Genomic DNA, 8,514 nt, shown 5'->3' on the forward strand with positions numbered 1-8,514 from the left:
TATGCTATCCTTATTTGCTGTTCTCCCCTGTCAGGCCCAAAGCAAGAAGAAGATCATAGAGCAGCAGCCAGATACCATACCTTTTTTTAGAGGCATGGCTGTAGGGGTTGACCTGATAGGTCCCGTACAGTTGATGGTTAGCGACTATGGCCAGTATGAAGCATCTCTCCGTATCAATCTGAAAGACAAGTATTATCCTGTTTTCGAATTGGGTTATGGAAAGGCAGATGCCAGCGATGAGGCAACCCAAATCACCTACAAGACCAGCGCTCCCTATTTCAGATTAGGTGTAGACTGGAATCTTCTGAAGAACAAACACGACGACTACCGTCTGTTTGGTGGTTTCCGTTATGCCTGCACCTATTATGAATATGACCTGAGCGCTCCACCCGTTACAGACCCAGTATGGGGCGGTGAAACGCCCTATGGCGGAAATGGTATTTCCTGTAACTATCATTGGCTGGAAGGCGTAATAGGTATTGATGCTAAAATCTGGGGTCCCGTCCGTATGGGCTGGAGTTTCAGATACAAACGCCGCCTCTTCAAGAACGATGGAGAATTAGGCAACACCTGGTATGTGCCAGGCTACGGTAAGCAGGGAGGTTCACGCCTTGGCGGAACATTCAATGTAACCCTAGAGATTTAAAGACATCATAATGTGTAAAGAATGAAAAAAAAGAAACTTATCTGGCAAATTCCATTTCTGTTGATACTTATCATTGGTACCATCGTTATCATACGTCAGCAGCATAATACGCCCTACCAGAAAGATACCGGCTTTATCTTTGGCACCATCTATCACATCACCTATCAGAGTGATACCAACTACCAGCAAGAGATAGAAACAGAACTCAAGAAGGTAGACCAATCCTTGTCTCCTTTCAATAAGACCTCTGTCATCACACAGGTAAACCAAGGTAAAGATACCGAAGTAGACGAAATGTTTACCGAGGTATTCCGCATGGCAGAAAGCATCTCAAAAGAAACAGATGGAGCCTTTGATATCACGGTTGCCCCAATGGTAAACCTCTGGGGCTTTGGATTCAAGCAGGGGGTACCTCCTACGAAAGCCAAGATAGACAGTATCAAAACGCTGGTAGGTTATGAGAAAGTAGCCCTGGAAAAGGGACGCATCATCAAGCAAAATCCAAAGATTATGCTTGACTGTTCTGCTATCGCCAAAGGATATGGCAGCGACATTGTTGCCAGATTCCTGAAAAAGAAAGGTATCAGCAACTTTATGGTTGAGATTGGTGGAGAAATCGTAGTAAACGGTGTTAGCGAGAAACAAGTGCCTTGGCATATTGGTATCAACAAGCCAACTGACGATTCTACCAATACAAGCCAGGAGATACAGGATGTACTTGATATTACCGACATCGCCATGGCTACGAGTGGTAACTACAGAAACTTCTATTATAAAAACGGCAAGAAGTATGCACATACCATAGACCCAAAGACAGGCTATCCTGTGCAGCATAACATCTTATCTGCAACGGTTTTAGCCAAGAACTGTGCAACAGCCGATGCCTATGCCACCTCGTTTATGGTGATGGGAATGGAGGGCGCCAAACAGATTCTGAAAAAGCATCCGGATCTCTGTGCATATCTCATCTATGCTGACGAGAAAGGACAAAACAAGATATGGTATTCACCATCTCTCAAAAACAAGATATTAAATAAATAAACTTAAATGTCAACCAATAGACTATACGACAGTTTATTATCACTCCCATTATTCTTGGGAATGACTCGCTATGACTTCCAAAATGTAGCAGGTAAAACCCGTTTTGACTTTCAAAAACTGGAAGCGGGTGAAACTATAGTTGAAGAAGGCACCAGTTGTACACGTCTATATTATTTAATCAGTGGAGATATTAAGGTGATAACCCAGGCAGACGACTACGGCTATCAGGTAGAAGAAGACATTTCGGCACCGGAATCATTCCAGCTGGAACGACTTTTCGGTCTTACCCAGCGCTTCACCCACACTTATGTGGCAAAGAACAGCTGCAGCATCATGTCAGTCAGCAAACAAGAGATCATGAAGTTATCCGATGAATATGAAATATTCCGCATTAATCTTCTGAACTTGGTCTGCACCCAATCACAAAAGAACAACCGCAGACTGTTCAGAGTTCCTGCCAAGACACTGAGCGAGCGCCTGATCCGTTTCTTCGAGAGTCACAGCGTCCGCCCGGCTGGCGAGAAAATCTTTCATATCAAGATGACCCGTTTGGCTGAAGAGATGAATGTAAAACGTATCTATGTATCCAAGGCCCTCAACGAATTACAGTCAGAAGGACTTATCCAGCTGCAACGAGGCAGAATCTATATCCCTGCACTGGAAAATCTCATCAAACGCTAAAGACTGAACTTTCGCATGTGGTTTAAGTACGGGCGGTCCAAAAGCTCCAGAAGCAGCACGCCCTGAAAGGGCAGAAGCTCCTAGCCCAGGGCATCGCCCTGGGTATAATAGCAGTCAGCAAGGCGCCCTGTAAGGGCAAAAGCCTTATAAATTCTTGGTTTTTGAAAGCTTTTGCCCTTACAGGGCGACAGTTCTGCGCCCATAATAACCCAGGGCGCTGCCCTGGGCTAGGAGCTTCTGCCCTTTCAGGGCGTGTGGAGCCAACTTGCGAAACTTGAGTAAAGAAAGTATAACGACCGATAAATATAAGTTAAAAACGTTTATTATCAAGGCAATAACGCATTTTTTTGCTAACTTTGCAACTAAAAAAAGTAACAACATGCAAGACAATACAATACAAAATAGAACCAACCCATTCTTCGTGCCTTACAATACACCGCACGATACAGTACCATTCGAACGAATCCGTCTCGAAGATTATGAGCCAGCATTCATGGAGGGAATCCGCCGTGATGACGAGGCTACAGACAAGATTGTAAACGATCCGGCAGAACCAACCTTTGAGAATACCATTGCAAGAGTTGATACCGAAAAGGGCGAACACTATTACGACCTCTTAAGCCGGGTATCTAACGTTTTCTCTTGCATGATGAGTGCTGAAACCTGCGATGAGATGGAAGAGATTGCGCAGAAGATGAGTCCGATTCTCACCAAGCACGCAAATGACATCACGCTGAACAAGAAACTCTTCGAGCGCATCAAGTTCGTTCACGATCATCCAAACAGAGAACTGACTCCTGAAGAGAAGATGCTTCTGGACACCAGCTATGACGGATTCGTACGCAGCGGTGCACTTTTAGATGAAGAAGGTAAAGAGAAACTTCGCGAACTTACAGAAGAAGCCAGTATGCTCACTCTGCAGTTCTCACAGAATCTCTTAAAAGAAAACAAGGCATTTACGCTCCATATCACTGACGAAGCACAACTTGACGGACTTCCAGAAACAGCAAAAGCTGCCGCTGCACATGCCGCTAAAGAACAGGAAAAAGAAGGCTGGATCTTCACACTCGATTATCCAAGTTATTCTCCTTTTATGACCTACTCTACCCAGCGTGAGCTCCGCAAACAGATGTATATGGCACGCAATACGATATGCACCCATGATAACGAGCAGAACAACCTGGAAATCTGCAAACGATTGGTAAACCTGCGCAGAGAGCTCGCTCAGTTGCTCGGTTTCGAAACCTATGCCGACTATGTTCTTCGCCACCGTATGGCAAGCAATACAGAACATGTATATAAACTTCTCAACGACCTGATAGAGGCTTATAAGCCAACGGCAGAAAAGGAAGTGAAAGAAGTGGAAGCCCTTGCCAAGAAGCTGGAGGGTAAAGATTTCGAAATGAAGCCATGGGATTTCGGCTTCTATTCTCATAAACTCCAGATGGAGAAATATAATCTCGATGCAGAAATGCTTCGCCCTTATTTCCAGCTGGACAAAGTGATAGACGGTGTGTTTGGCCTCGCCAACAAACTGTATGGCATCACCTTTAAGGAGAACAAAGAGATACCGGTATACCACCCAGACGTCAAGGCATACGAAGTATTTGATAAAGACGGCAGCTATCTGGCAGTATTCTATGCCGACTTCTTCCCTCGCAAGGGCAAACAAGGAGGTGCCTGGATGACAGAGTTCCAGGGGCAGTGGATAGACCATAAGGGCAACAACATCCGTCCTCACGTAAGTGTAGTAATGAACTTTACCAAGCCAACAGAAGAAAAGCCTGCTCTCTTGACATTAGGAGAAGTAGAAACCTTCCTCCATGAGTTTGGTCACAGTCTTCACGGCATGTTTGCCAATACCCGCTTCGAGAGTCTTTCGGGAACCAACGTTTGGTGGGACTTCGTAGAATTGCCATCACAGTTTATGGAGAATTATGCAATAGAGAAAGATTTTCTCCGTACATTTGCCTTCCACTATCAGACTGGTGAACCATTGCCAGATGAGCTCATAGAGCGCATCATGAAGAGTCGCAACTTCATGGCAGCCTACGGTTGCCTGCGCCAGGTAAGTTTCGGATTGCTTGACATGGCATACTACACCCAAAAGAAAGAATTTACTGCCGACATCATGCCTTATGAAAAGGAAGCCTGGAAAAAGGCGATGATATTGCCACAGTTGCAGGAAACCTGTATGACCGTACAGTTCTCACACATCATGGCAGGAGGTTATGCCGCAGGATACTATAGCTACAAATGGGCAGAAGTATTGGATGCTGATGCTTTCAGTGTATTCAAGAAAAATGGAATCTTCGACCAGAAGACTGCTCAAAGTTTCCGTGACAACGTACTCTCTAAGGGTGGAACAGAGCATCCTATGGTTCTCTACAAACGGTTCCGTGGACAAGAGCCAACCATCGATGCACTGCTGGAACGTAACGAAATCAAGGTACAACATAAAAAATAAGAGGATGGCAAACGAACTTTCCAAACAAACCAAGCTCGACCTTCGCTATTTGCGAATGGCACGTATATGGGCTGAAAACAGCTATTGCAAACGCCGACAGGTTGGTGCACTGGTTGTAAAAGATAAAATGATTATCAGCGATGGCTACAATGGTACACCGAGCGGATTTGAAAATGTCTGTGAGGATAACAACGTAACCAAGCCATACGTTCTCCATGCGGAGGCTAATGCTATCACGAAACTGGCTCGCAGCAGCAATAACAGTGAGGGAAGTACGCTTTACGTCACCGCCTCTCCATGTATAGAATGTGCCAAACTGATCATACAGTCGGGCATCAAGCGTGTTGTATATGCAGAGAAATACCGTCTGGACGATGGTATCAAACTGATGCAACGAGCAGGAATCAAGGTAGAATACCTCAATCCTGATGAAAAAACAGCTTCTGAAGAAGATTAGAGATAAGATAGATAAAACGTTAGTAAAAAGAGAATTGTTATGAACATGAGTAAGAATAAGACCAACCGCTTTATGCCATTCATCATGGCATTCTGTGTTGTGATAGGTATTATCATCGGAACATTCTTTTCCAACCATTTCTCTGGAAATCGCCTCAACGTTATCAATAGTGGAAGCAACCGTCTGAACAACCTGCTCCATCTTATTGATGACCAATATGTAGATCCCGTGAACATCGACTCGCTGGTAGATAAGGCTATTCCACAGATTTTAGCAGAACTGGATCCACATTCCGTATATATCAGTGCTAAAGACGCAGCTCAAGCCACCGACGATCTGAAAGGCTCGTTCTCGGGTGTAGGCGTAGAGTTTGTCATCCGCCAAGATACAATACATATACAGAATGTGATACAGAATGGACCTGCCGAGAAAGCCGGACTTTTGGCAGGAGATAAGATTGTAGCCGTAGACGGCAAACCTTTTGTAGGAAAGATTGTTACCAACCAGGAGGCTATGCATCGCCTGAAGGGTCCAAAGGATACCAAGGTGAAAATCGGAGTTATCCGATATGGAAGCAAGAAGGTTCAGACCTTTAACGTAACCCGAGGTGAAATACCAACAAAGAGTGTTACTGCAGCTTACATGCTTAACGACAAAACTGGCTATATCCGTATCAAGAACTTTGGCGAGAACACCTATCCGGAAATGCTGATTGCTCTGGCCAAACTCTCACAGCAGGGATTCACCAACCTCTGTATTGACCTTCGGGATAACTCAGGTGGTTACCTGACGGCTGCAGTAAACATGGCAAACGAATTCTTGCCAGACAAGAAACTCATCGTTTACACACAGGGACGCAAATCGCCTAGACATAACTATACGAGTGACGGTAAGGGTGCCTACCAGAAGATTCCGATGGTAGTTCTCATCAATGAAGGTTCAGCATCATCTGCAGAAATCTTTGCGGGTGCCATGCAAGACAACGACCGTGCTACCATCATCGGACGACGCTCGTTTGGTAAGGGACTGGTTCAGCAACAGATAGAATTCCCAGACCACAGCCTCATCCGTCTGACCATAGCGCGCTACTATACTCCTTCAGGAAGATGCATCCAGAAGCCATATACGCTGGGCGATGACAAGGATTATGAGCAAGACTTGCTTGACAGATACCAGCACGGAGAGTTCTTCTCACAGGATAGCATCAAGCATACAGGACCAGCTTATCATACAGGTAACGGCCGTATTGTCTATGGCGGAGGTGGCATCACTCCAGACATCTTTGTTCCTGAAGATACGCTCGGCATGACATCCTATTTCAAGGAGGCTAGTATGAGTGGTCTCATCTTGCAGTTTGCCTTCACTTATACAGACGATAACCGTCCGAAGTTGAACAACTTCAAGGAGATGATGGAACTTGCCGATTATCTTGACAGTCAGGACATGGTTGAAAAGTTTGTCAGCTATGCCGATAAACGTGGTTTGAAACGTAGAAATCTTTTAATCAAGAAATCACACAAACTATTAGACCGTGTCATCGACAGCCGTATCATCTACAATATGTTGGACGAGCAGGCATGGACCCAGTACATCAATCTTGATGATCCTGTCATCAAAAAGACGCTGGATGTATTTGAGAACCATGCAGCATTTCCAAAGAAACCAGAGCCTGCCAAAAAAGGCGCTGCGAAGAAAGAAAAGATAGCTATGGCGAATACGCCCTACAACTATTCTTCCTTACACCATAATAATTGTATGATAGCAAATGCTTAAGGCATGGACAAGAAAGAATTAAGAAAAATCATAAAAGACAGAAAGCGACAGTATTCCTCAAGACAACTTGAGGAACTGTCGCTTTCTGTATTATCCCGTTTAGATTCCAACCCGCATCTTCAGAAAGCCCAAACCATACTGATGTACTATTCGCTTCCTGATGAAGTGGACACCCATCATTATATAGAACAACTTGTTTCCAGGGGGAAACGAGTAATACTGCCCGTTGTGCTGGACGATACGAATATGGAACTGAGAGAATATACCGGAGTTCAAGACCTGAAGGAAGGAGCCTATCATATACTTGAACCGAAAGGCAAGATTTATCCGGAAGAAAAATATCCTGAGATAGAGCTTGCCGTAATCCCAGGTATGAGTTTCGATATGAAAGGCAACCGGTTAGGAAGAGGAAAAGGCTATTACGACAGATTTCTTGCCCAGATTCCACATGCATATAAAATAGGCATCTGTTTCGACTTCCAGAAGATAACAGAGGAAGGATTCCTTCCTGTTACCCCTACAGATATATGCATGGACGAAATCATATAGTACTGAAGTTTCGCAAGTTTTGCCCCACACGCCCTGTTTCGCATGTTTTGCCCCACACGCCCTGAAAGGGCAGAAGCTCCTAGCCCAGGGCATCGCCCTGGGTTATTACGGGCGCAAACCTGTCGCCCTGTAAGGGCAAAAGCTTTCAAATATCAGGCAATTTATAAAGCTTTTGCCCTTACAGGGCGCCTTGCTGACTGCTACTATACCCAGGGCGATGCCCTGGGCTAGGAGCTTCTGCCCTTTCAGGGCGTGCTGCTTCTGGAGCTTTTGGGCCTTCAGCCCGTTCTTGAACCACATACGAAAGTTCAGTATAGTATATCAGAACGGAGTATTAATAAAAGCGTATATCCGCAATAACCTGTGCACCAACCTGTTCATTCAAACGGTTTACAAGAGTAGCACGGCTCATCGTGAGATCAGCCCTCAATGCAGCATTTTCTATCTTTACATAGAGAGTCTGGTTCTTGATAAACTTCTCACCACAATATGCAGCAATATTTTCCCCTACTACAGAATCCCAACTCATGATCAGGCGTTTCTGCTGTAAAGGAGTCTCCAACCCTTCCTTTCTCAGAAATTCAGGCAAGAGTTCTGCTATAGATTTTACTTTTCTTCTAAACATATTCTCTAAATTTTAAGGGAAACCTTTAGTTTACTACTTTACTGAAGTTTCGCAAGTAAGCCCCACACGCCCTGAAAGGGCAGAAGCTCCTAGCCCAGGGCATCGCCCTGGGTGTTTATGGACGAAAACCTGTCGCCCTGTAAGGGCAAAAGCTTTCAAATACCTGGCAATATACAAAGCTTTTGCCCTTACAGGGCGCCTTGCTGATTGCCATTATACCCAGGGCGATGCCCTGGGCTAGGAGCTTTTGGGCCTTCAGCCCGTACTTGAACCAC

The 8,514-nt window shown here is 45.0% G+C and carries 8 protein-coding genes; 7 read left to right on the top strand and 1 reads right to left on the bottom strand.

Translation table 11 applies throughout. From position 1 onward, the window contains the following. Position 1 precedes the first annotated feature (1 nt). From KSW37_RS03450 to KSW37_RS03480, 7 genes are all read left to right on the top strand, one after another. A complete protein-coding gene (locus KSW37_RS03450) occupies positions 2-646 on the top strand; it encodes a DUF6048 family protein (protein ID WP_118140433.1) in 645 nt (214 codons plus the stop codon). A gap of 21 nt (positions 647-667) precedes the next feature. Further along, positions 668-1,687 carry an FAD:protein FMN transferase gene (locus tag KSW37_RS03455; protein ID WP_217313275.1) on the top strand — a complete coding sequence of 340 codons (1,020 nt, stop codon included), beginning with the start codon at positions 668-670 and terminating at the stop codon, positions 1,685-1,687. Between the two features lie 6 nt (positions 1,688-1,693). Next, positions 1,694-2,368 (top strand): Crp/Fnr family transcriptional regulator, encoded by a 675-nt coding sequence (locus tag KSW37_RS03460; RefSeq protein WP_117727733.1) that lies wholly within the window; start codon positions 1,694-1,696, stop codon positions 2,366-2,368. Positions 2,369-2,747: 379 nt separating this feature from the next. Continuing rightward, positions 2,748-4,835, top strand: a complete 2,088-nt coding sequence (locus tag KSW37_RS03465) for a M3 family metallopeptidase (RefSeq protein WP_217313274.1) — start codon at positions 2,748-2,750, stop codon at positions 4,833-4,835. A gap of 4 nt (positions 4,836-4,839) precedes the next feature. Continuing rightward, complete coding sequence (locus tag KSW37_RS03470; RefSeq protein ID WP_217313273.1) at positions 4,840-5,292, top strand: deoxycytidylate deaminase; 453 nt, start codon at positions 4,840-4,842, stop codon at positions 5,290-5,292. Between the two features lie 45 nt (positions 5,293-5,337). Beyond that, complete coding sequence (locus KSW37_RS03475) at positions 5,338-7,065, top strand: S41 family peptidase (RefSeq protein ID WP_217313272.1); 1,728 nt, start codon at positions 5,338-5,340, stop codon at positions 7,063-7,065. 3 nt (positions 7,066-7,068) lie between these two features. After that, entirely contained in the window at positions 7,069-7,614 is a 546-nt protein-coding gene (locus KSW37_RS03480) for a 5-formyltetrahydrofolate cyclo-ligase (protein WP_217313271.1), read from the top strand. 334 nt (positions 7,615-7,948) lie between these two features. Here the strand turns inward: KSW37_RS03480 and KSW37_RS03485 are convergent, their stop codons facing one another. Further along, entirely contained in the window at positions 7,949-8,239 is a 291-nt protein-coding gene (locus KSW37_RS03485) for a DUF721 domain-containing protein (RefSeq protein ID WP_217313270.1), read from the bottom strand. Between the last annotated feature and the right edge of the window lie 275 nt (positions 8,240-8,514).

The organism is Segatella copri, from assembly GCF_019127135.1.
Classification (GTDB): Bacteria; Bacteroidota; Bacteroidia; order Bacteroidales; family Bacteroidaceae; genus Prevotella.